Here is a 20,537-nt window from a genome sequence, read left to right on the forward strand (position 1 = left end):
TCGTTTGGGATCACCGAGCGGATCCCGTTTCCCCGTCAGTGGACTTGAACGATGACCGTGTTGTCAACATTTTGCATAATTTCCTGGATCCAATAGTTAGACTCAATGCATGGAACCCACAACTACAGTCACAGCGGCTGCGCGAACGCGCTTTGCCTCAGGCACTGCCGTCATCACCGGTGCTGGAGCCGGAATCGGCGAAGGGCTGGCCCGTCACCTGGCGACCCTCGGAATGCACGTCGTCGTCGCCGATATCGATACCGCGGCCGCCGAACGCGTCGCCGACGACATCGTAGGCGCAGGAGGCTCCGCAACGGCGCACACGGTCGACGTCACCGATGCAGCCGGCGTCGACGCTCTCGCTGCGGAAATCTACAGCCGATTCGGCAGCGTGGAACTTCTGATCAACAACGCAGGTCTCGAGAACGCCGGCCTGCTCTGGGAGGTCGATCCCGTGCGGTGGCGAAAAGTCATGTCGGTCAACGTCGATGGCGTCTTTCACGGCATCCGCGCATTCGTGCCGAGAATGATCGCAGCAGGAAAGCCCTCCGTGATTGCGAACCTGTCCTCAGTGGCCGCATTCTCCGTCACCCCCGTACAGGCTCCGTACACCGTGAGCAAACACGCCGTCCTCTCGCTCACCGAATGTCTGCATCAGGAGATCGCTTTGGTCGAGGCACCGATCCAGGTCTCCGCGGTACTTCCCTATTCGATCAAGAGTTCCATCTTCAACGCCGCACGCACACAAGCACCTACATCGAATGCAGTCGCCAACGCGGTCTTCGATGTCATGCAATCGGCAAATGTTGCTGCCGGTTTGGATGCCGTCGCCGCCGCCGAGCACATGGTGGAGGCGATCGCACGTGGTGACTTCTGGATCTTCTCAGACGACGCAGTGTGTTCCGCCATGGCAGCTGCCCGAGGTCACCACCTCACTGAACTCACGAATCCGCAAGACCCACGAGAGCAACTGACACTGATGGGAGTCGAGATTTCCGCATGAGCACCGAATACGACCAGAGAAGCAACGCTGTTCCAGCAACCGACCCGAGGATCACCGCGGCCCTGGAGGAATCTCGTCGACGCGGGGAAACAGGGATCCAAGTCGCGGCCTACCTCAACGGTGAGCTAATTGTCAACGCCGCCGCCGGCAACGCCGCCGCCGGAACAGCGACAACGATCGACACTCTCTTCCCCGTTTTCTCCGTCACCAAGGCCATCACCTCCGTCGCTCTGCATTTGCAAGCGGAGAAGGGCCTGATCGACTACAATGCGCCCGTCGCTCAGTACTGGCCGGAGTTCGGAAAACAGGGCAAAGAGACGATGACCGTCCGTCAGCTTCTCAGTCACCGCGGCGGTATTCCTTGGATGCCCGACGGTGTCACCCCGGCCAAACAAGCCGATTGGTCATGGATGATCGATCGGATCGAAAATGCAAAGCCCGCTTTCGAGCCCGGCACCACCAATTGCTACCACGCATTGGTGTGGGGCTGGGTCGTTGCGGAAATCGTCCTGCGGACTGATGGCGGCGGGCGCGATTTCGCGCAGTTTCTGCAACAAGAAATCTTCACGCCAATGCGGATCGATGGTGTCCATCTCGGAGTGCCAGCGGCACTCGACGACCGAGTCGCCGTACTGAACGGTGGCGACGTACCAGAAGGGGTCGGAGAGCAGTATCTTCTCGGAATGCCCGAAGCGGTCTTTCCGGGCTCGAGGGTATACAACACCGAACTGTCGCGCCGCACTGTCAACCCCGGTGCCGGTGTCATCGCCACGGCTGAAGGAATAGCAAGATTCTTCGCCCTCCTCGCCGGCCTCGGCGAGTTGGACGGAGTTCGTTTGTTGTCGGAGGACCGTGTCCGGGCGTTCACGGAGACCCGCGACCACGTCGAAGACACGGACCTGTACATGGGCAAGCCGGCTCAGGTCAGCGCACACGGGTTTTGGCTCGGTGGCCCTCAACCGGCGGGGTATCCGGTGCTGGGTGACAACCCGAACGTTGTGCACCATCCTGGGGCGGGCGGCGCGCTCGGATGGGCCGAGCTAGACACCGGCCTGGCTGTGTCGATCAACCACAACGCAATGCATGACCAGGCGCTACCCACCGAGCTTCATCCCTTCACACCGATCGCAGAGGCTGTACGCGAAGTTGCGGCCGAACGGGCTGGAGTCACATCGTGATCACTTCGCATGATTGCGGCACTGTTTGCGACGAGCACGCATTGACAAAGCTAATGATGGAATTCGCTGCCGCGGCAGATGATGCCGCCAGCGTGGACGAGGTAGTCGCGTTGTTCGTCGACGACGCAGTGTTCGACATGGGGGGAGAACTCCACCAGGGCACATCCGCGATTGCTCGTTACCTGCAGGGTGCACGCGACGCCGGGTTTGCCGGGCCCGCAGCCGGCACTCGTCACATCGTCACCAATTGCCTCGTCACCGTCGAATCGAACGAGACGGCGAGTGGGCAGAGCGAGTGGATGCTGATCCGTTCAGCAGCAGACGAGGCATTCCCCATCGTGCTCTCCGCCGGTCGGTACCGCGATCGATATCGGCGCGTGGACGGTGTGTGGCGCATTGCGCACCGTGCGGTCGAGTACTGATGATCCCTAGGTAGGGAACCCGAAAGTGGGAAGGAGCCCCAGGGGACCCCTTCCCACTTTCGGCGCAGCGTGTGCGTTCACATCACCTCACGGTGAACGAAGCGGCGTCGGGTGCCCGCAGCATGGTCCAGAAGTCCACCATCCTCCACGGGCTCGGCAACGTAACCCGACCTGCCTTGTTGCGGTAGTACGTGTTCGCGCCGGTCTGGGTCGTCCATACCGAATTTTCCAGCTGATCGGTAACGCGCTGGTTGTAGGCTTCGGTGGCTTCGGTGGTCACCTCGATAGCCGAAGCATCGTTCTCCACCATCAACTGCAAGCACTCGAAAATGTAGTGCAGCACCGCCTCCACTGTGAAGTTGTGTCCGCCTCCGTGGCCGGGACTGGTGTTGGGACCGGAGGTGACGAACAGATTCGGGAACCCGGGGACCGTACCGCCCAGGTAGGCAAACGGGTCATCGCCCTTCCACACTTCGTTCAACGTCCGTCCCTCGCGCCCGACGATATCGATAGGTGCCAAATAGTCGAGCGTGAAACCGGTAGCGTGAACGATCACGTCGAGCTCGTGCGTGCGCCCATCGGCGGTGACGATACCCTCCGGGACGATGCGCTCAATGCGCTCGGTCACCACTTCGACATTCGGCTTCTTCAATGTCGAATAGAAGTTGCCGGGATCTCGTACCAAACGCTTGCCCGCCGGGGCATAGTCCGGCGTCATTGCTTTCACGAGATCGGGTCGATCAGCAAATGATTTCGCAATGTGGTTCAGGCAGTACTGCATGACCGCGTCGTTTGCTGGGGAGATGGACAGGTGATCCTTCATCCACTCCGGCTCCGCGCGGACTACGTCGTACATGTTGTCACTGGCACCCCAGTACGTCTTGAGGCGGAACCACTGATTGTAGAAGGGTAAGTGAGCGAGCAACCAGCGCTCCCCTTCTGGTACGTCCGGCGAACCTGCATTCTTCGGCATTACCCAATGTGGTTGTCGCTGAAAGAAACTCATTTCCTGGACCTGGCCGCCGATAGCTCCGACGACCTGGACGGACGTCGCTCCGGCTCCGATCACCGCGACTCGCTTGCCCGTGACATCGAGATCCTCGGGCCAGTCGGCCGTATGAACGGTGGTACCGCCGAACGATTCTCGGCCGGGAACGTCCGCAAATTTCGGACGATTGAGATACCCGAATGCCGTGATCACGGCGGAGAATCTGGACTTGATTTGCGTACCTCCAGAGTCGGTGCTGGTAACCTCCCATTCCTGATCCACCTCGATCCACTGCAGGCCCGTGACTTCAGTTTCGAATCGAATGTGCGACTTGATATCGAATGCGTCGACAACGCGCCGTAGGTACTCCTGGTATTCGGTTCCGATCGGGAAATACCGGCTCCATTGCGCGTTCAGATCGAATGAATACGAGTAGTACAGGCTAGGGGTGTCCACGGCGACACCAGGGTAGGTATTGGTCCGCCATGTGCCGCCGATGTCGTTGCTGCGCTCGAAGATCTCGTAATCGAAACCGTTCTGATCGGCGTAGACGCCGGCTGCGATACCAGCCATTCCAGCACCCAATACGGCAATCCGGTGGGCGGGAGACGGCCGCCGGGTACGAGGCACGACTGGCTGAGTGGGGACAAAACCGCTCTGCTCCAACAGAAGTGAGGCGAATTCCCCTGCGACGGGTTCACCCACGGCGAGAGACGCCATGGCCAAAAACGCCTGTTGGTCGTCCACCACGAGGTGTGGAGTCACCGGCTTCGTGCACAAGGCATCGGCCAGCACCTCCTTCAGCTCTGATCGAAGGTGGTCGTCCATTGTCACCACGGGCAGTGTGGCGGCAGGGCCCGACGGAATGGACCGGTGAATTGCCCCGCCGAATCGATCCAACAGGCTGGAGTCACCGGTGGCGTGAACGGCGCACAGCACCATGATCGCCGGGTCCGCTTCGCCGAGGTTCGCCAGCAGCTGCCCGCGATCGAGTTGAATGGGCTCGCGCTCGAACCGTCTGGTGATCGGCACGTCGAAGGAATCTGTCATGGGGTCTCCGCATTCATATTCTAAAGTGGCTGCATAATTGGATCCAAACCGAGGATAGCCGAGGTAGCGTCCGCTGGATACCGCTTTCGCCGACGTCGCTCCAGGTCAGGTTGCGAGGTGGACGCCGCCAGCGCGAAGCATCACGCTGGTGCCGGACTCCCCTCCTTTGCGATGCTCGACCATCAGTGTCACCAGTTGCTCGTTGTCGTGCTCACATAGGGCGTCGATCATCGCCTCGTGCTCCGCAAGAATTCGGACACGAGCTTCGGGGTCGTACAGGTGTACTGCGTGGTACGGCATGGCCAGAGTCCACAGCCGTCGCAGTTCGTGGACAACCAGCTTCATCGGTGATCGGTCGAACATAGCGAAATGGAAAGCTTGGTTGGACAGTCGCATGGACAGTATATCCACCCGCTTCGATGCTGCGGCCACCTCGTCCGCACGTTCGCGCACTTCGGCGAGAGCCTTGTCGTCGAGCGGTGGGAGAACTTTGAGGACTTCATTCTCCAGTGCCGCGCGCATGAGATAGATCTGGTCGAACTCGAACTGTTCGAGCCGTGATACGGCATATCCGACGTTGTGCTCGTGCCGGACCAATCCGTCGGCGGTGAGTTGGCGAAGGCCCTCGCGGACCGGTAGTCGGCTTACTCCGAGTCGTTCGGCCATCAATTCCTGCCGCACCTGCTGACCTGGTAGCAGCTCGCCACTGATAATCATGCGCTGTATCTCGTCCACGACACGCGATGCAGCTCGATCGGAGGCTGTTGTGGGTGCGGGTTGCTTGGTGTCAGTCACCGCTGTCGACTTCCTTGGCATCGGACACCTCCTGATACTCGTCGAGTGGTCACTGCGTCTAACGACAACTTTCTTCAACAATGGATACACTATTGTCATCTCTCAGCGTCGCACGGGATCAGTCGATACCGCTGGATTTGTTCATCCGAGCGTTGTCCGTGACGGAGAAGCCCATTGCCGACAACGAGTTTCTGTATATGAGGACCTGGTGCGACGGGTTCGTATCGCCGAGCGGCTGAACTCGATAGGTGCCAAAGTCTGCGGCAGTTTCGGTCTCGACAAGCTCGCGGCACAATGCACTGACACCGTGGACATTGAACCGTGGCCCACCCCTGGGTCTCTCCAAGTCGGGTCCTTCGACCTCCAGAACGTCGGCACCGTGGTCCGAAAGCATCTGAGAGGTGCACGGACCGGCCAGAACTCTGCTCAGGTCGAGGACTCGGGTCCGGAACAACGCACCACCCGAATGGGTCTTCGGCCATGCAGCGCAGCCGTGGATCCAAATTCGGTCGTCGGTCCCGTCATCGGAGCCTTCAGACGTGGCAACCATCGACGTCGTCAACGGGGCACGCTTGAGACGTGACCGGTACCGTCAGACACGACGTCCCAGACATCAACGTCATCGTCGAGCACGATCGACGCCAACGTTCGGGCCCATTCGTCGTCGCTGCCCCACCTGTTTCGCCAGCTCTGCATGGACCCCGTGTGTCTGCCGAGTGAATGTTCGCTGGTGAATCCGATGGCACCGTGAAGCTGGTGACCGCCCGCTGCAATAGCGGCGACCGCCCCCGACACGATCACTTTTGCTGAGGCAACGGACACTTCAGCGTCGGGAAGACCGGCGGCAACCGCGTCGGTCGCCGCCTCCACCGCACGTTCCATTGCCACCGCCGTCATCGCGAGCTGGGCGATGCGTTGCTGAACGGCTTGAAATTTAGATAGCGGTCGCCCGAACTGGCTGCGGTCGGAGGTATGCAGGACCGTTGCATCGACGACCGCTCGTGCGGCGGCCGTCATCGCCGCCGCGTACAGAAGTGCGCCGCGCTGGCGGACGTGGTCGATCGAGGTCTCGTTGTGGCCGACGTTCTGTGAGAGGGCATTGGCCAGCACGACATCACAGAGGGGGGCACCTACGATGTCCGATCCGTCTTGGACGTCAACCGCATCGTCGCGAAGGTTCACCGTCGCCACCTCGACCAGCGAACTGGAGGTTGGCGGCAAAATAATAGTCAGCCAGTCGGCTGCGGAGGCCCAGGGGACGGCATCGAGTCTGCCCGACAAGCGGACCTCGCCGTCGGATCGCTCGACGGCGAGGGACGTACCGAGCGCAATGGTTCCCGTACCCGCGAGCCTCTCGGCTCCGGTTTCACTGGCTAGCCAGCCTGCGAGCATGTGTTCGATCAAGGGTGTGCACACTCCCCGCCGTACAACCGTCGACACCACGTCGACGACGTCGGCTACTTCACCACCCGCCCCACCCTGATCTTCTGGCACTCCGAGGTCCGCGAATCCTGACTCCCGAAGATTCGACCAGGCTTGGGAGTCCCACGATGTGATCGGAGCACCCGCGGATGGGTCAGACGCTGCAACAATTTGTTCTACAGCGAGACGGATGTCGCTTCTGTGGCTGTTCATCGCAATCCCATTCCGCGGCCGATGATGGACCGCAAGATCTCGTTCGTACCGCCCCGTAGGGTGAAGGCGGGCATATGCAGGACGCTCTGTGCCAGCAGCTCCGCAAAAGGGTCGGCACCGATCCTGGGTTCGGTGCGGCTCGAGCGGCGCACCCCTTCGACCAGGTCCCCCTCGAAAGTGGATCCGAGGTCTTTGACCATGGCCGCGAGGCTGTCCGGCCTGCGCCCGGCGGCAAGTTCGTGTGCAACCTGGTGCGACATCTGACGCAGGGTCCACGCCCTTGCGGTCAGCGTTCCCAAAGTCTGTCGTTGTTCGGCGGTGGAACCGTTTATGCGAAGTATCTCGCCCCATGCCCTCAGCAGAGGCATGGTGGACAGGTACCGTTCCGGGCCGGAGCGCTCGTACGCGAGCTCGCTCATGACCTGACTCCATCCCGCGCCCCGTTCGCCCAGCAGCGCCGAAGATGAGAGTGCTGCATCGTGAAAAACAACTTCGTTGAAATGGGCCTGGCCGTCGATGCTGTGTATTGGTCGAATTTCGACATTCGGGTGCGGCAGATCCACGACGAACTGAGACAGACCCTTCTGCCGATCGTGTACGTCGCCGTCGGTCCGGGCCAGCACCACCATGGCGTGTGCGAGGTGGGCACCGGTAGTCCACAGTTTCGTTCCGGTCAAACGCCAGCCGTTTCCGTCCTTGATCGCGCGTGTACGCACGGCGGCCAAATCGGATCCTGCCTCCGGTTCGCTCATCCCGATCGCGAAAAATGTTCGCCCGAGCGCTATGCCCGGGAGGTACATTTCCTTTTGTTCGGGTGTTCCGAAATTGAGCAGGCTCGGGGCCATCTGCCGATCGGCTATCCAATGAGCCGCGACCGGAGCACCGTTGGCAAGCAGCTCCTCGGCGATCGTAACGCGCTCAAGCTGACCTCCACCGTGGCCGCCGTATGAAACAGGAATCGTGATGCCCAGCCATCCGCGGTCTCCGAGCTTGGCGCTGAACTCGGGCTCGAATCCTGACATCCAGCTGTCGCAGGTCGGAATGAACCCACCCGCCGCAATCTCGGACCGCAAGAATCCTCGTACCTCGCTGCGGAGCGTACGAAGGGAGTCGTTCTCACGCGCACTTGGTTTCGGACTGTCAACGATAGTTGTAGACACAGGGTCCCCTTTCCGAAGTCCTGCTAGCATCGAATCATCCGATTCAAAATTGGATACTATTTCATCATACAGTTTGGGTGCACTCCGAAGGGGCTGTATCCGAGTAGTGGAGGTCCAACGGACGTGCAACCGCAATCAAGCAACTCGGCGTCGTACACATACGACTCAGACGTCCAGGCCTTGCTCGACGCCATGCGCAACCACAACGTGCCACCCATGCATCGAATGGGCGTCGAGGCGGCACGGTCGATGATGGAATCGATAGCTCGCCCGCCCGGCCCGGACATGCGTTCCGTCACCGCGGTCGACATCAACGGCCCGCACGGTTCGATTCCGGTGCGGGTGTACAGGCCGCATTCCGCTTCATCCGGTGCTGCATCTGCACTTGTGTGGTTTCACGGAGGAGGAATGATGATGGGGTCACTCGACTCCTTCGACAGCCTTGCCCGTGAACTGGCGGATGGCACCGGTTCTGTGGTCGTCAATGTCGGCTACCGATTGGCGCCGGAGTATCGCTTCCCGATTGCCAACGATGAGGCTTACGCTGCCACGCAATGGATGGTTCGGAACGCTGACCAGTGGGGAGTTTCACCGCTGGCCGTCGGTGTAGGTGGCGACAGTGCGGGCGGAGGACTCGCCGCCGCAACGGCGTTGCGGGCGCGCAATGAGTCAGGCCCGCAGCTCATACAGCAAGTGCTCATATATCCGGGTCTGGAAAGGCGACGCGACCGGCCGTCGATGCGGGAATTCGGCGATAGCCCACTGCTGCTCGCGGAAGACATCGATTGGATGAAAAACACATACCTAGGTGACGACCCCATCGCCGACAACGAGTATGCGACACCTGCCATTGCCCGCGACCTGACGGGCCTGCCTCCCGCGATCGTTGTCTCCGCGCATGGTGACCCCCTCCGCGACGGGGTAGAAGAGTACGGACGCCGACTTCAGGATGCGCAGGTACCCACGGCAATAATCCGATACCCCGGGGTTGCTCACGGTTTCTTCATGCAGACTGCGACCATCGCCCGCGCCCGCGCGGCCATGGCGGACGTATGCGCGCTTGCGGCAGCACGTTTTGCTATGGCAACGTCCGGCCGTCGGTTGTGACCTGGTCCGCAACGTCGGGGATTGCGTACGAGGGGTATTTGCATCGGTAACGTCTTGATGGTGACGGATCGACCACCTCAACGCAGCACGACTCTCGGCGAAGCATTGATCGAGTTGGTCGATCTCATTGCCTTCTCCGCCAACTCGAACGCGGCGCGCCGGAGATTCGAGTCAGCGACGCGCATCTCGCTCGGTCGTATGGCGTTGGCCTTGCTCGACAGCTTGACCGTGGGACCAGCGACGGTCAGCGATCTCGCTGCCGCACTTGAGGTCGACATGACGCGTGCAAGCAGGCAGATAGCGGCGATGGTCCGGATCGGACTAGTGGTCAAGACCAGGGAATCGTTTCCAGGCGATCGACGACAGGTGCGGATCGCGCTTACCGACCGCGGAATCGATGCCATGAATCGATGGGGCGACTCATGGCGCGAGCAGGTGCGCCGGCCGCTCGAACTGTGGGTGGAAGCCGATATTGACGACTTCGAAAAGTTGCTGAACACGTTTGGACGAAGGCTCGCACCGTACGCGACCGTCCGGATACGCCCTGAGAACGACTGCGAACCCTCCGCAGGTGCAAAGATTCCCCACCTTGAGCCCGAATCTCGTAGCACTTTAGAACGCTGCCTGGAAAACGTAGTCACTCTCGTACGCCTTATCGGCTCGACGCATTTCGATGCAGCCCTGGAATCAGCAGGGGTACACCTGAACGAACTCGAGTACCTTCTACTGCGGGACGTCGAGAAGATGGGACCGACCACCGTCGGCAATATCACCACCCGACTCGATGTCCCGCAGGCTGTGGTATCACGTGCTGTACGAACAGTTCGGACAATGGGTCTGATCTACGGCGAAGCGGGACCGGACCGACGCCGCATGTGGTTGCACCTCACAGTTGACGGAATGAAGACTGCCAATCTCATCACACAATCGCGTCTGCGCGACCTTGAAGAGCTGTTCAGTGACCTAACTCCTGAGGACAGGGAGCGATACACGGAATTGACCAATGCCTATGTAGAGCAATTGCTGTCCATCGCTGATCCCGCAGCCAGTCGCTACCTATAACGCGAGTCGACTCCCGGCCACGGCTGCACTCGCACGTCACTTGTCTCGCGTCGCAAATCGCCGTCTCCGGCATCAGTGGTGCACCTGTCATCGACATTGGGACACTCGGCAGCTTTTCTCTCGACGGGGATAGTCGATACAACGGTCACCGGTCATCACTCAGGGCCACGAGTGTCGGGGAGTCCCAATCACAACAGTGGACTTCGCAGCCGAACGAGAGTTCAGCTAAAAACTCTCATCGCCAGCAACCGAGTGCCTGAGGAGCGGTCACAGTTGCTGTACTTTTGCGCCAGCCATCCGCGAACATACTTGGCGCTCGAGGCGTGTCCGAAGTCGAGAGCAGAACTACCAAATTTCCATCAAGAGGGAGTCGACCTCGTCGCGTGTGATGGTTCGAGCCAAATTTGTGAAGAACCAGTCATAGGTGAGCCTGTCGGCGATCGAGGAGAGATCGCTCTGGCCCACTCCTACGTCTCTGAGCCTGCGCCGACCTGCCGGCTCAAGTAGCGTCCGAACAGCGTCTGTTGCAGTCTGACGTTGGCTCCCGGCACCGGCGGTTGGTGCACCCAAAGCTCGGGCGATCGCGCGGTAGCCAAATTCGGCGTTGGAAGGTGCGAATCGCATCGCTGCAGGAAGTGCGATGGCCTCGATTTCCCCGTTCGCCACAGACGATTGCGGTCCAATAGTGTGGCCCAGCACTTGGGCAATCCCGCCGTGCGTGTGATCGCTCCCCTGCCCACTCAACAACGCAGCCAACACCAACCGCATCCGCGCCTCCGGATCTTCAGGGTCGGATCGAAGCCGAGGCCACCAATGGCCTATCGCTTGCACTGCTCCCTCCAGTTGAGATGATGCGATTGGATCATCGACGCCGGAGAGTAATCCGGCAATTGCCATCGATAGGGCGTTGGAGACAGAGGAATCGATCAACGCAACCGGAGCGGTAAGCGTGACATCAGGATCTACGAAGATTCCTTGTGCACGCGATTTGGGATCGAACAGCGTCAGCCGCTCGTTTGTGCTCACATCCAGGATTGCGCTGCCCGCCTTGGCAAAGGCGGTAGTAGGTGTCGACGGGACCACCCACTGGGGTATTTTCGGTGCGCGCAACCGCGGGCTGACCATTGTGCCGTCAGGCCGTTTGCTGGTGCACAACTCACGCAGTCCGAGGTCCTCGGCTAGCAGCACAGTTGCAGCCCGGGCTGTCACGATGGCAGATCCGCCACCGACTACGACGACCGAGTCTGCTTTCGCATCTGCCAGTGCCGCACATGCTCTTTCGACCACGTCGGTCGGACTGTGCTTCCGTACACCGTCGAATCGACCGACCATGCGTGCGCCGATTGCTGCCTCGACTTTCGCGAGCGCCGCGTGACTGCGCATAGACGGTGAGCACACGACGACCACCCGACGGCATCCCGTACGGCCTAGCTCATTGTCGATCGAAGCGAGAGCGCTGCTACCGACGTACGTGCGAAATGGCGGACTAAGGTGCTTCATTCTCAGTTGGTTCATTCCGAGCACTTTTCCAACACAAGTATCGGTATCGTCCGTGTTGTCGCAGCGCGGTAGTCGTTGTACTCCGGATATACCGTCACCGCACGGTCCCACCACAGATCGCGTTCGTTGCCTGCCATCTCTCGTGCAATGTACTGTTCGACATTATCCCGATCGCGCAATTCGACAAGCGGATCGGCCTTGACATTCCAGTACCAGGCGGGGTTCGTCGGTGCGCCACCCTGTGACGCCACCACCGCGTACGCCCCAAGATGCTCGATGCGCATCAGTGGAGTCTTACGTAAGTTCCCTGATTTTCGACCGACCGTGGTGAGGATAACGACGGGCCTCCCGAACAGTTCGTTCGCCTCTGCACCGTTGCTTGCCTCATACTCTGCCACCTGATTCCTGACCCACTCGTTTGTGCTGGGTACATAGATGCCGTCCAATGCCACTTGTGTTCCCTCCGTCGGATAGGCACTTGCCTCCACAATGATAGCCAATTTTGGATTCAATATTTCTGTTACGACGAATCGAGGCGAAAACATTGATGAGGATGCGCTATTTGCGCTCGGTTCCCTGTTGCTGGGTACAGGCTCTGGCCAGGTCTACGCTGAACCGGCCGCCGTTTCGTCCGCGCGATCAACAAGTCGAATCGCTCGAGTTCGGCAGTGCGCCCGACGAGCTCGGGTGGTCGAGTGCCAGACCCGGGTGTGAAGGGATTCAGTCCGTACTCCATGCACCCACACTATAGGACTGTATCCAATACTATAAGACTGAACCTTATAGTATTGGATACAATCTGATAGAGATGCGGCTCGGCGTAGATCTGCGCGCATACAGTCAACAGGATACGGCGGCCGAATGATGGATGTCGGAGGGCGCTGGAGTACCACCTCTCGGAGGGCTTGATGTCGTCAGGTTCAGAAAAGCGCGATTGCCGCATCGTCAAGAATTGTTGACAGTGCGTCGAGACCGAGCCCTGTAGCAGTAGAAGGCTGGTCGCCGTCATGAGTTCACGTGCTCGGCGCGAGGTGTGGCAGCGTGGGTGGATTTCCAATCCTGCGTCGACGAGTTACACGTCGGTGGGTCTCGGTGCGCAGCTCTCGCGATGGAGCGGCTTCCTCGCGGCCCGGCAACTGGTGCCGTCGACCGCGTCGATGACCTGATACCCGACCATCTGGCCATGCAACAGGTGCGGCCGGGTAGTCGGGAATCAAGTGATCAAAGGTCAGCGGTCGGTCGCCAGGCTCATGTTCCGTCTCTCTCCGTACGTCGTTGAGCGAGCAGGGTTTCCAGGGCGGTGGTCGGCGAATCTTGGGCGAGTTCGAGCAAGTCGCGAGTGTTCGTGCGGACCTTGTCGGCGATCCAATCGAAGACCCATTGCTTACGTGCTTGCGCTGGTAGGTCGAAAGGAACGACTCGAGTGACAGCGAGGGCGGCGGATCCGGCGCCGCCGATGTTGGCGATGACGCCGGGTATCAGGAGTGTTCCGGCTCGTGCAGCTTCGTCTCGACTGTCGGGGGTCGACGCGAGGTTCGCGCCCTCGACAACGAATCGCGCACGCAGTCGGTTGACGTTATCGGCGGTCAGGGCGTGTTTCTGCGCCGCCAAGATCAGCAGGTCGGCATTGATGTCGAGCCATGCGTCCGGCTCCGAGGACAAGGTCGCTGTGCTCGATAGCTGCTCGCCGACACGGAGTCGGAGTTCTTCACTTCACGGCTCCCTGCCCGGGAGGGTGCCCTTCGTGAGGTATTGGCTCAATGGGGCCGGGACACCCCTGAGGCGCTGTCGAGGTTCGGCGCGATGCCGTTGGACGCGGCTGTCGTCGCATGCAGTGCATCCCATTACCTCCATTCGGCGGACGGTGATCATGCTGTCTGCAGGGAATTGTCCGAATCCGTCGGTTACCCCGTTGCGTCATCGGCGCTGGCCACCACGCTGTATCTGCATGCCCACAACTGTGCGTCGATCACGTTGGTAAGTCCGTACGAACCGTGGTTGACCGAACTGTCGCGGGCGTACTGGCAGGCCAGTGGCATCGCGGTCAGCGCAGTTATCTCGGTGCGGCGAGCCGCCGACTACGACCCCTACGTGGTCACTCACGACGACCTCGTGGACGCGGTGACATCAGCTCCTACCGGTTCCGATCCAGTGCTGTTCACCGGTACCGGGATGGGCACCCTGCGCGTGATTGATTCTCTTCGAGGTACCGGAGTGCCGATGGTCTCGTCCAACATGGCATCGACGTGGTGGTTGAGATCGCAGTCAGCGAGCGGTGACGGATCCGCGAAACCGTGACTCGGGTATGGCCAGCCCGAGACGGCTGCGCAGGGTGCCTGGCGGTGTCACCGTGGGCCGTTGACCTCGGTCTTGCAGTATCGGAACCAACGCTGTCGTGATGCGGCTCAGGTCGGTCGGAAGCACCGCCGGTCGTAGTCGGAAGCCGTCGATCCCGAAGGCGTGCCAGGCGGCGATGATATCGGCGAGTTCTTCTGCTGTGCCGCTGAAGATTCGGCTGTCCGAGGTCCACGTGTCCGGATGGTCGGCATCGAGCGCGGCGCGGCGTTCGGCTGCCGAGGCTTTGTCGTCGGCGAGCACAACCGTGATGTCGACGTAGATCGCGAGGGGTAGATATCGGCTCGGCCGGTCGAGGGTTTCGATTGCCCTGACCTCTCGAACGGTGTCGATGACGGCTGCGTCCGAGTGAGGCGTGATGAAGACGATGTCGGCCTCGCGGGCGGCGAGCCGGTACGGGATGGGGGCATGGCCCAGCGCAACGACAATCGGCTGGCCTTGCGGAGAGCGAGGTGTGATCGACGGGCCGAGTGGCCTGAACCTGTTCGCTTCCAGCGTCAAGCGGTGCAGTCGATCTCGGTCGATGTAGCGGAACGTCGACGCGTCACGAACGACGGCATCGTCGTCCCAGCTGTCCCACAGGTCGCGCACCGACGCTAGGTAGTGCGCGGCATCGTCGAACAGATCGGTGAGACGGGTGCTGATTTTGACCGGGTCGGTGATGTCGTCGTCGGTGAGCTGGGGCGTCGCCCTCCGTCCGATATTGCGGGAATCGTCAGCGCGGAACGTGATCTGGGGCCGCAGACCGGCGCGGCCATGGCTGGCCCAGTCCAGCGAGGCGATCTGCGAACTGACGTGAAACGGTTCCGAATGCGTGACGTTGACGGTGGGAATCAGTCCGATCTCGGACGTTCGCGGTGCCAGGGCCGCCAAGGTGAGGACTGCATCGAGCTGCCCTCGCAGTTCGTCGGTGCGATCATCGGCGCGATCGAGTGTCGAGCTCTGAAGTGCAAGACCGTCTTCGAGGGTGACGAAGTCGACGCCGCCTGCTTCGGCGAGCTGCACGATTTCTGTCCAGTAGGCGATGTCGATGATTCTGTCGGGCCGGGCGGCAGTGTCCCGCCAACTTGCCGGGTGCCATCCGGTTCCTGTCAGGGCAACTGCGAGATGCATGGGGTGCGTCCTTGATCGTCGGGAAAGAGGCTCTCACGCAATGTCTCCCCGCGGTAGCGGTCGGGGTACACACCGAAATCTTGCAGTTCGGGCACTACCCGGTCGACGAAGTCGGCCACCGAGTCGGGAACGATGGCGGGATCGACGATGATGCCGTCCGCAACCTCGGTGCGGACGTATTCGGCGATCTGGTGTGCAACCTGCTGCGGTGTACCGACGAACGTGTGCGGGCCGGCGAAGCGGCGCATGAGATCGACGATGCTTCCGGGATCGCTCTCGTGTAGACGGTGGAGGCGCAGGACGGTATCGGCTCGTCCGCTCGTTTTGATCGCGGTGTGACCTTGCGCCGCGACCTGGCGGTAGCTGCTGTCGAGGGGTGGCGGCGGCCCGAAAGGGTCGTGGTCGGACAGGTCCAGGCCCAGGATTCCGCCCAATGTCTCCAGAGCGGACGCTGGCGAAATCTGTTGCTGCCGCAGGGAGGTGGACCTGGCTTGTGCATCGTCTGTGCTGTCGCCGAGCACCACGCTCGCGCGAGTGAAGACCAACAGGCTCTCGCGAGTGCGGTCGAACCGGGCGAGGCGATTTTTGATGTCCTGGTACAAGATGCGCCCGGGTGTCGGGGCGGTGTGTTTGCTGAACACGATGTCGGCAGTTTCGGCCGCGAGTTCGCGGCCTTCCTCGGAGTCGCCGGCCTGAATGATCACCGGCGACGTCTGAGGCGAAGTGGGGACATTGAAGCGGCCCGCAATATCGAAGTGCCGCCCGCGGTGGGCGTAGGCGCCGCTACTGGAGTCGGTGAACCACCCGCGGCTCGGGTCCGGTGCCAGCGGGCTCGACGACCAGCTGCGCCACAGATCGTGTGTGAGAGCGAGGAACTCATGGGCCCGTTCGTATCTTTCATCGTCGGGAAGGAAGCTTCCTCGGGTGAAATTCGCACCGGTGTACGCGTCGTTGGTGGTGACCACGTTCCACGCTGCCCGGCCGCCGCTGACGTGATCGAGCGTCGCGAGCTTGCGCGCGAGGTCGTACGGTTCGTTGAACGTGGTGTTGACGGTTGCGGCCAGTCCGAGTCGAGAGGTGACGGCCGAGATCGCTGCGAGGTACACCAGCGAGTCCGGCCGCCCCACCACGTCGTTTTCGTAGATCTTGCCGTTGAATTCGCGGAGACGAAGACCTTCGGCCAGGAACAGGAAGTCGAAGAGGCCACGTTCCGCGGATCGGGCCAGGGTCTCGAATGTCTCGAATTCGGTTTGGCTGCGGGACCGCGGGTCCGCCCACACCACGGTGCTGTCGACACCCGGAAGATGTGCGGCCAGATGAACTCTCGTACTTCTGCTCATCACGCGTGGATTTCGTCGACGTCCAGCTTGTTGCCTGCATCGGTGAGTTTCGGCGCGGCGGCGAATCCGTGGCGCTTGGCCAGCACGATCACCAGCAACGTCGGTGCAAGGAGCACGAGTGCCGCCCATGCGAAGGAGTTCGGCCCCACACCACTGAGGAGCAGTCCCCCGATGACACCTCCGACGGCCATGGCAACGTTCCACAATGTGACCAGCATGGCCTGTGCTTCGTCGGCCACCGTGCCGCCGGCTACGCCGACTGCGGTTTGCAGAAGGGTCGGTGCCCCTCCCCATGCCAGACCCCAGAGGAACAACGCGGCATACAACACGATCGGGGTATCGCCGGCCAGTCCGAGAGCGGTCACCGCAATGGCAAACAGGACGGTGGCGGTGATGGCGAGCAGGCGCAGGGTCCGGTCGATCTTGGCACCGACGACCCAGATGCTGATCAAGCATGCGATGCCGAACACGAGAAGTGCTACATCAACCTGATCTCCTGCTCCTACGCTGTCGAGGAACGAGGCGATGTAGGCGTAGAAGATGGTGTGCGCCAGGACGAACGTGAGCGTCACGAACAGAACTGCGCCTACGCCAGGGGTGGTGATGGTGCGGTTGAACGATGCGCGGTTTCCGCGTTCCTGTCCGGGGAAGTCGGGGACGAAGGCTGCGATCCAGGCCACGAGAATCACGGCGATCACGGTCATTGCCCAGAAGGCCACGCGCCACCCGAACTCTTTGCCGACGAATGTTCCGAGGGGCACACCTGCGGCGAGGGCCACAGGAATCCCGGCCATCGCTACGGCGATCGCGCGTCCCTGCAAGTGTTCGGGGACAAGCTGTCTGGCGTAGCCGGCAAGTAGCGCCCAAGCCACTCCGGCGGCCATACCTGCGACGAATCGTGCCACCATCGTCAACTCGTAGTTCGACGACACGGCAGTCACCGAGTTCGCGACCAAGAATCCGATGATGGACAGCAGGAGAAGTCGCTTACGACGCCACCCTGCTGTGATCACCGTGAGCGGAATGGTGGTCAGAGCAGTCCCGATCGCATAGATTGTGATCGTCTGCCCCGCGGCGGACTCGCTGACGGACAGGCTCTGGCTGATTGCGGGAAGTAGTCCCGCAGGCAGAGTTTCGGTCAGGCTGGTGACGAAGACGGCGGTTGCCAGCGCCAGAAGCGATAGCAATGGGAGCCGTTCTGTCCGAGATTCGGGTTCTGAATTTCTGGTCATGCAAGTATGGTTAAACCCTGACATAGATGTGAGGGTCAAGGGCGAAGGTTATGGCCTACATCACATTCACTCGATGAGTCCAGGAGGCACGATGCGTATCGGCGAATTGGCTTCCGCGACAAATACATCGGTACGACTGCTCCGATACTACGAAGAGCGACAGCTCATCGTCTCCACCCGCGAACCGAACGGGTACCGCGCTTACGACGATCGATTCGTCGATCGCGTCCTGCAGATCCGAGGATTGCTCGATGCCGGTCTACCCACCAGAATAATCAAGCAGATCCTCCCCTGCCTTGACAAGCCCCGCGTCATCCACTTCGCCGACGCGACACCGGACATGATTGCTCTGCTCACACACGAGCGCGATCGGATGGAAGAACGCGCCCTGAACTTGATGAAGAACCGAGACGCCATCGCGTCGTACCTGGACGAGGTGATCGACATCGCCAACGAGGGATCGACCGCAACACCGCAATCTCTCCCCACTCGAACCGACGACGACAACACCGCACCCAGCCCGATTGCATCCTGACCGTCGAATTCCATTCGAAGTCTGGATCATTCGACATATCGCACCCGCGCCGACCTACGGTAACCGTGTCACAACCGCAGAAGTCAGGGACAACCGTCCGCCGAGTGGGCCAACGACAGCTCCGAGAGCCACGCCTCGAGCAGGGCCCCGACCAGCAGCGGCTGATCTAAGTGCACATTGTGTCCGGCACCGTCGAGCGCCACGTACGTGTGGCGATCGTAGTAATCGACAAGCGCCAATTGATCGCGCCACCCCACCACCGAATCCTGCTTGCCGGTGATCACTACGTTGATTCCGCCCAGAGGCGATGTCAGTGATTCCTCCGGGACCGGTTCCACGTTGTAGTGGAGCAGGAGTTCCTGCGCGGCGTCGCGGTCATGCGCTCGATAGCCGGGCACGACATGGTGGTGATACTCGGACCACGACGCACGGGTGTGACGAGGGCTGATTGCCCTGAACGAGTCCAAGAAGACGCGATCGGACTCATCGACATCGAGCTCGAAGTTGTCGCGCTCGACCACTGCGACATCGGCGCTTAAAGTCCTGTGTTCAGCAGATCTGACCGCCGGCGCGATGAGGAACGACCCGAGCACACGCGACCGATATCGAACGTGCAGTGCCCGGGCGAGAAATCCGCCGTACGACGCCCCGACCAGGGCAAAATCTTGGTCGCCGAAATAGGTGTCGATGTACTTCGAGACAGTCTCGACGATTCCTCCGGAACTCATCGTCTTCAATCTGGGTGAACGACCGGACCCGGGCAGGTCGAGGTAATGGCGTTCCGATTCTCGGTCGGAGAAGTGCCGGTCCAGCGGCAACATCATGCGGTGATCGATCGTGAACCCGTGCAGCAGCAGAACCGGCGTACCTGTACCGCGTACACGCGCGTACGAAGATATACGCCCTACGCGCTCGTCGTTCGAGAGCATGACACGATCCAAGAACCTTCACACCAGTGGCAGGGTCAAGACGTCCACCGTGAGTTGTGACGGCAATCACCAATATCGACTACTGCGTGACCAGATTGTTTACCGCTGACACAGCAGCGACCTACCGGTCATCGATCGTCGCGGACGTGCCGTATGAACAGTCTTTAACCGAGTGAAAGCCGTCGACGGCAACCACTCGTCAGTAGACGCCCGTGTGCCTGGTCGGGTGCGTGTTCAGTACTGAGTAATTCGTCGATGATGCGTACAGAATGGCGCAAGGAGGGCAATCCCGATGGATCTGGCCCCTCTGGGAACCTTGGCAGCGGCTGCCCGCGCACGCCCGGCGTCGGGCGTCGGGCGTCGGGCGTCGGGCGTCGGGCAATACGACCAATTCTGATATGCAGGGTTACCGGTAAACTGCTGTATATGCTGTGGCTCAACCGGTTTCAGGATCAGCAAGATCGCAGTGACGACTACGGACTCTAGAACTTGTGGTGTCGACAGGCGTCAAAAAGTGGTGCGTCCGCTTTCGTCGGAGACCAGCCGTGCCGGCAGTCAACGATCGAGGAACGCTCGAATCTCAACTAGCTCACCATCGTTCTCCGGTCAGTCGAGGCGGCTGAACCAGCTACCACCGCGCAGGCCCGCACCACCGAGGCCCTGAGAGGGCGGCGGTGCGGTCCACAGGCGTTCGACCTGTTCGGATGTTTCGATAATTTGATTGCCGTCGATGGTGACGGTCGCTTCCGGTACGCCGAGTCGGGGAATCGCAGTCACGATGCGGACGGGCCCGGAAGGCGGAACGGGGCCGAGAAAGATAGTGCCGTGCAGCGACCCAAGGTTGCCGTTGGAGCTCCCGACTTCCAGAACGACTCCTCGCGGGGCGCGTCGATCGATCGCCAGCTTTGTTCCGTCTCCCAGCTCGACTCCGAACAGAATCGACGCATAGAGCGCGGAGTCCACGTGCTCTTCGGCACCGAGAATCAGCCCTAGATCCGACTGCCTGGTCAACGCGGACACCGAGAACATCACTCCGAACGAGTAGATCTCGACGCTGGATAGCCATACGACCGCGCTACCTGTCTTGTTCAGCCCCGGAGGGGGGGGCTTGGTAGAGGGATCGGTCGCTCACT

22 protein-coding genes are annotated in these 20,537 nt (G+C 61.0%); 9 read left to right on the top strand and 13 right to left on the bottom strand.

Translation table 11 applies throughout. The features are described from left to right. The first annotated feature begins 109 nt into the window (after positions 1-109). Genes CH271_RS20205 through CH271_RS20215 form a run of 3 tightly spaced genes read left to right on the top strand, consistent with a single transcriptional unit; the run spans position 110 to position 2,603 of the window. Positions 110-1,003 (top strand): SDR family NAD(P)-dependent oxidoreductase, encoded by an 894-nt coding sequence (locus CH271_RS20205; RefSeq protein ID WP_032393626.1) that lies wholly within the window; start codon positions 110-112, stop codon positions 1,001-1,003. Beyond that, the gene (locus tag CH271_RS20210) at positions 1,000-2,181 is read left to right on the top strand and encodes a serine hydrolase domain-containing protein (protein WP_032393627.1); all 1,182 of its coding nucleotides are present in this window, start codon (positions 1,000-1,002) and stop codon (positions 2,179-2,181) included. Before CH271_RS20205 ends, CH271_RS20210 begins: the two co-directional genes overlap by 4 nt. Continuing rightward, positions 2,178-2,603: a nuclear transport factor 2 family protein gene (locus CH271_RS20215; protein ID WP_254925542.1), complete on the top strand. Its 426-nt coding sequence runs from the start codon at positions 2,178-2,180 to the stop codon at positions 2,601-2,603. The genes CH271_RS20210 and CH271_RS20215 overlap by 4 nt, the downstream gene beginning before the upstream one ends. 82 nt (positions 2,604-2,685) lie before the next feature. Here the strand turns inward: CH271_RS20215 and CH271_RS20220 are convergent, their stop codons facing one another. The 4 genes from CH271_RS20220 to CH271_RS20235 form a co-directional block, all read right to left on the bottom strand. Further along, a complete protein-coding gene (locus CH271_RS20220; RefSeq protein WP_179274794.1) occupies positions 2,686-4,623 on the bottom strand; it encodes a flavin-containing monooxygenase in 1,938 nt (645 codons plus the stop codon). 123 nt (positions 4,624-4,746) lie between these two features. Next, positions 4,747-5,436, bottom strand: coding sequence for a GntR family transcriptional regulator (locus CH271_RS20225; protein ID WP_254925543.1), 690 nt, complete (start codon positions 5,434-5,436; stop codon positions 4,747-4,749). 118 nt (positions 5,437-5,554) lie between these two features. After that, the gene (locus CH271_RS20230) at positions 5,555-5,986 is read right to left on the bottom strand and encodes a CoA transferase (protein ID WP_032393629.1); all 432 of its coding nucleotides are present in this window, start codon (positions 5,984-5,986) and stop codon (positions 5,555-5,557) included. 8 nt (positions 5,987-5,994) lie between these two features. Beyond that, a complete protein-coding gene (locus CH271_RS20235; RefSeq protein WP_052049202.1) occupies positions 5,995-6,828 on the bottom strand; it encodes an acyl-CoA dehydrogenase family protein in 834 nt (277 codons plus the stop codon). On the opposite strand from CH271_RS20235, the gene CH271_RS29360 reads away from it, so the two are divergent. Further along, positions 6,829-6,951 (top strand): hypothetical protein, encoded by a 123-nt coding sequence (locus CH271_RS29360; protein WP_256986476.1) that lies wholly within the window; start codon positions 6,829-6,831, stop codon positions 6,949-6,951. A 116-nt stretch (positions 6,952-7,067) separates the two neighbouring features. Here the strand turns inward: CH271_RS29360 and CH271_RS20240 are convergent, their stop codons facing one another. Then, positions 7,068-8,261: an acyl-CoA dehydrogenase family protein gene (locus CH271_RS20240; RefSeq protein WP_082322339.1), complete on the bottom strand. Its 1,194-nt coding sequence runs from the start codon at positions 8,259-8,261 to the stop codon at positions 7,068-7,070. A gap of 162 nt (positions 8,262-8,423) precedes the next feature. Here CH271_RS20240 and CH271_RS20245 point away from each other — a divergent pair, with 162 nt between their 5' ends. After that, on the top strand, positions 8,424-9,338 hold the full coding sequence (locus CH271_RS20245) for an alpha/beta hydrolase (protein WP_052049224.1): 915 nt from the start codon (positions 8,424-8,426) through the stop codon (positions 9,336-9,338). 60 nt (positions 9,339-9,398) lie between these two features. Continuing rightward, positions 9,399-10,400, top strand: a complete 1,002-nt coding sequence (locus CH271_RS20250; RefSeq protein ID WP_179274793.1) for a MarR family transcriptional regulator — start codon at positions 9,399-9,401, stop codon at positions 10,398-10,400. A gap of 345 nt (positions 10,401-10,745) precedes the next feature. Here CH271_RS20250 and CH271_RS20255 read toward each other — a convergent pair whose 3' ends face one another. Both CH271_RS20255 and CH271_RS20260 read right to left on the bottom strand, forming a co-directional pair. Further along, positions 10,746-11,915 carry an iron-containing alcohol dehydrogenase family protein gene (locus CH271_RS20255; RefSeq protein WP_032393633.1) on the bottom strand — a complete coding sequence of 390 codons (1,170 nt, stop codon included), beginning with the start codon at positions 11,913-11,915 and terminating at the stop codon, positions 10,746-10,748. After that, the gene (locus CH271_RS20260) at positions 11,912-12,352 is read right to left on the bottom strand and encodes a nitroreductase family deazaflavin-dependent oxidoreductase (protein WP_032393634.1); all 441 of its coding nucleotides are present in this window, start codon (positions 12,350-12,352) and stop codon (positions 11,912-11,914) included. The genes CH271_RS20255 and CH271_RS20260 overlap by 4 nt, the downstream gene beginning before the upstream one ends. Positions 12,353-12,907: 555 nt before the next feature. Here CH271_RS20260 and CH271_RS28935 point away from each other — a divergent pair. Further along, positions 12,908-13,066, top strand: a complete 159-nt coding sequence (locus tag CH271_RS28935) for a hypothetical protein (protein WP_155290779.1) — start codon at positions 12,908-12,910, stop codon at positions 13,064-13,066. An 82-nt stretch (positions 13,067-13,148) separates the two neighbouring features. Here CH271_RS28935 and CH271_RS20265 read toward each other — a convergent pair whose 3' ends face one another. After that, the gene (locus CH271_RS20265; RefSeq protein WP_052049203.1) at positions 13,149-13,562 is read right to left on the bottom strand and encodes a hypothetical protein; all 414 of its coding nucleotides are present in this window, start codon (positions 13,560-13,562) and stop codon (positions 13,149-13,151) included. 141 nt (positions 13,563-13,703) lie between these two features. Between CH271_RS20265 and CH271_RS20270 the strand changes: the two genes are divergently transcribed. Next, positions 13,704-14,198 carry a hypothetical protein gene (locus CH271_RS20270; protein WP_052049204.1) on the top strand — a complete coding sequence of 165 codons (495 nt, stop codon included), beginning with the start codon at positions 13,704-13,706 and terminating at the stop codon, positions 14,196-14,198. Here CH271_RS20270 and CH271_RS20275 read toward each other — a convergent pair. The 3 genes from CH271_RS20275 to CH271_RS20285 are packed head-to-tail and all read right to left on the bottom strand — an operon-like array spanning position 14,166 to position 17,940. Further along, on the bottom strand, positions 14,166-15,368 hold the full coding sequence (locus tag CH271_RS20275; protein ID WP_094618282.1) for an LLM class flavin-dependent oxidoreductase: 1,203 nt from the start codon (positions 15,366-15,368) through the stop codon (positions 14,166-14,168). The genes CH271_RS20270 and CH271_RS20275 overlap by 33 nt on opposite strands. Then, the gene (locus tag CH271_RS20280; RefSeq protein ID WP_032393637.1) at positions 15,347-16,708 is read right to left on the bottom strand and encodes an NtaA/DmoA family FMN-dependent monooxygenase; all 1,362 of its coding nucleotides are present in this window, start codon (positions 16,706-16,708) and stop codon (positions 15,347-15,349) included. Before CH271_RS20280 ends, CH271_RS20275 begins: the two co-directional genes overlap by 22 nt. Next, positions 16,708-17,940: an MFS transporter gene (locus CH271_RS20285; RefSeq protein ID WP_052049205.1), complete on the bottom strand. Its 1,233-nt coding sequence runs from the start codon at positions 17,938-17,940 to the stop codon at positions 16,708-16,710. The genes CH271_RS20280 and CH271_RS20285 overlap by 1 nt, the downstream gene beginning before the upstream one ends. 91 nt (positions 17,941-18,031) lie before the next feature. Between CH271_RS20285 and CH271_RS20290 the strand changes: the two genes are divergently transcribed. Further along, on the top strand, positions 18,032-18,475 hold the full coding sequence (locus CH271_RS20290; RefSeq protein ID WP_052049206.1) for a MerR family transcriptional regulator: 444 nt from the start codon (positions 18,032-18,034) through the stop codon (positions 18,473-18,475). 83 nt (positions 18,476-18,558) lie between these two features. Here the strand turns inward: CH271_RS20290 and CH271_RS20295 are convergent, their stop codons facing one another. Together CH271_RS20295 and CH271_RS20300 are read right to left on the bottom strand one after the other, a co-directional pair. Next, positions 18,559-19,404: an alpha/beta fold hydrolase gene (locus CH271_RS20295; RefSeq protein WP_052049207.1), complete on the bottom strand. Its 846-nt coding sequence runs from the start codon at positions 19,402-19,404 to the stop codon at positions 18,559-18,561. Positions 19,405-20,010: 606 nt separating this feature from the next. Further along, the gene (locus tag CH271_RS20300; RefSeq protein ID WP_143546086.1) at positions 20,011-20,424 is read right to left on the bottom strand and encodes a hypothetical protein; all 414 of its coding nucleotides are present in this window, start codon (positions 20,422-20,424) and stop codon (positions 20,011-20,013) included. Positions 20,425-20,537: the final 113 nt, after the last annotated feature.

The organism is Rhodococcus sp. 05-340-2 (assembly GCF_002258915.1).
GTDB lineage: Bacteria > Actinomycetota > Actinomycetes > Mycobacteriales > Mycobacteriaceae > Rhodococcoides.

Bases quoted from the DNA above. Each gene is read 5' to 3' on its own strand.
- CH271_RS20240 (WP_082322339.1), bottom strand. From the start codon at position 8,261: ATGCTAGCAGGACTTCGGAAAGGGGACCCTGTGTCTACAACTATCGTT.
- CH271_RS20245 (WP_052049224.1), top strand. From the start codon at position 8,424: ATGCGCAACCACAACGTGCCACCCATGCATCGAATGGGCGTCGAGGCG.
- CH271_RS20290 (WP_052049206.1), top strand. From the start codon at position 18,032: ATGCGTATCGGCGAATTGGCTTCCGCGACAAATACATCGGTACGACTG.
- CH271_RS20235 (WP_052049202.1), bottom strand. From the start codon at position 6,828: ATGCTCGCAGGCTGGCTAGCCAGTGAAACCGGAGCCGAGAGGCTCGCG.
- CH271_RS20280 (WP_032393637.1), bottom strand. From the start codon at position 16,708: ATGAGCAGAAGTACGAGAGTTCATCTGGCCGCACATCTTCCGGGTGTC.
- CH271_RS20230 (WP_032393629.1), bottom strand. From the start codon at position 5,986: ATGGTTGCCACGTCTGAAGGCTCCGATGACGGGACCGACGACCGAATT.
- CH271_RS20275 (WP_094618282.1), bottom strand. From the start codon at position 15,368: ATGCATCTCGCAGTTGCCCTGACAGGAACCGGATGGCACCCGGCAAGT.
- CH271_RS20205 (WP_032393626.1), top strand. From the start codon at position 110: ATGGAACCCACAACTACAGTCACAGCGGCTGCGCGAACGCGCTTTGCC.
- CH271_RS20210 (WP_032393627.1), top strand. From the start codon at position 1,000: ATGAGCACCGAATACGACCAGAGAAGCAACGCTGTTCCAGCAACCGAC.
- CH271_RS20270 (WP_052049204.1), top strand. From the start codon at position 13,704: ATGCCGTTGGACGCGGCTGTCGTCGCATGCAGTGCATCCCATTACCTC.
- CH271_RS20285 (WP_052049205.1), bottom strand. From the start codon at position 17,940: ATGACCAGAAATTCAGAACCCGAATCTCGGACAGAACGGCTCCCATTG.
- CH271_RS20255 (WP_032393633.1), bottom strand. From the start codon at position 11,915: ATGAACCAACTGAGAATGAAGCACCTTAGTCCGCCATTTCGCACGTAC.
- CH271_RS28935 (WP_155290779.1), top strand. From the start codon at position 12,908: ATGAGTTCACGTGCTCGGCGCGAGGTGTGGCAGCGTGGGTGGATTTCC.
- CH271_RS20295 (WP_052049207.1), bottom strand. From the start codon at position 19,404: ATGCTCTCGAACGACGAGCGCGTAGGGCGTATATCTTCGTACGCGCGT.